This is a genomic window from Flavobacterium buctense, assembly GCF_014486695.1.
Lineage (GTDB): Bacteria > Bacteroidota > Bacteroidia > Flavobacteriales > Flavobacteriaceae > Flavobacterium > Flavobacterium buctense.
This window is the reverse complement of record NZ_JACTAB010000026.1, coordinates 1-1,086: the sequence shown is the minus strand read 5'-3', so window position 1 is coordinate 1,086 and position 1,086 is coordinate 1. Positions and strand designations below refer to the sequence as shown.

Annotated in this window: 1 pseudogene; it reads left to right on the top strand. The window is 37.6% G+C overall.

Features of this window, described 5'->3' with window-relative positions:
* Nucleotides 1-1,086: pseudogene (locus ICG50_RS12995) on the top strand (adhesin); the annotation flags it as partial.

The window sequence follows — 1,086 nt, the reverse complement described above, 5'->3', positions numbered from 1 at the left end:
CCAAGTGGATTCGATATTATTAGGACAAGATGGTATGGACGTTACATTTTATCCTAGTTTAACTGATGCTCAAAATGATACTAATGCAATCAATATTTCACATCCAGATTTGCAGTATGAAAACGCAATTATTTATGTGCAAACCTTAGGCATTCGCATCACTAATAATACCACGGGATGTTATGCAATTTCAACTATTGATATAAGAGTTGCTCCGCTGCCATCACCAATTCCACCAACGGAACCTTATACTATTTGTGATGACAATCAGGATGGTGTTTCTTGCGGTTTTGATTTAGCCTCATTGTTGCCGGATTTATTAAATGGAGTAACTACTTATGTGATAACCTTCCACGAGACCCTAGTGGACGCTGAATTGGGGAATACACCTATAGATATCTCAGCGCCTTATTGTACAATTATTCCGCTTAGTCAAACCATCTATATTAGAGCAGTTGATAGTAATACAGGGTGTTTTAGTGTAATGCCAATTGTTTTAAATGTAAACCCAAGTCCGTCAGCACCATTTGGTTTACAAGATATCGTGGTTTGTGATAATGATAATAACACTCAAAATGGCATCACAGGAATTGACTTAACCGTAAGAACACCTAATGCTTTGGCGCAACAACCATTATCATCTACTGCTTATACTGTTACCTACCATATTTCACTTCAAAATGCTCATGATGATATTCCGATTATTCCTGCTACTAATTTCATTGGTACTAACGGACAAACGATATGGGTAAGAGTGGAGCACAATTTAACAGGTTGTTATAATATTGGAACTTTCCAGTTGGTTATAAATATTCCATTATTACTTACCACGCCAGCACCACTGAGTTTGTGTGACGACGATGCCAATCCGAATGACCAATTCCACAGCTTTGACTTAACGGTAAGAGATGTAATGATCACCCAAGGATTACCATATACTGTAACTTATTATCCAAGTTTGGCTTTAGCGCAAGCCGGCGGCACTACAACAATTACTGATTTTAGCAACTATAGTAATGAAATTGCTCCTGTACAAACTCTTGGTGTAGTTGTTACTACTACAGATGGTTGTCAAAGCATAACAAC